1 protein-coding gene is annotated in these 229 nt (G+C 45.4%); it reads left to right on the forward strand.

All coding sequences use genetic code 11. From position 1 onward, the window contains the following. The coding region (locus tag AAEY62_RS25205; protein ID WP_350637244.1) for a flagellar basal body P-ring protein FlgI at positions 1-229 on the forward strand (229 nt) is incomplete at both ends.

Below are 229 nucleotides of genomic sequence, written 5' to 3' on the forward strand. Positions count from 1 at the left end.
GTGCATGCTGAGCTACCGCCTTTTAGAAAGCCCGGGCAAACTATAGATATTACCGTATCATCTATTGGTAGTGCAGGTAGTTTACGTGGTGGTACTTTACTACAAACCTTTTTAAAAGGGGTCGACGGCAACGTATACGCTATTGGTCAAGGTAGTTTAATTGTAGGTGGTTTAGGCGCAGAAGGGCTTGATGGCAGTAAAGTCGTTATAAACACGCCAACAGTGGGGC

Origin of the sequence: Pseudoalteromonas sp. GW168-MNA-CIBAN-0100, from assembly GCF_040309225.1 — a bacterium.
Taxonomy (GTDB): domain Bacteria; phylum Pseudomonadota; class Gammaproteobacteria; order Enterobacterales; family Alteromonadaceae; genus Pseudoalteromonas; species Pseudoalteromonas arctica.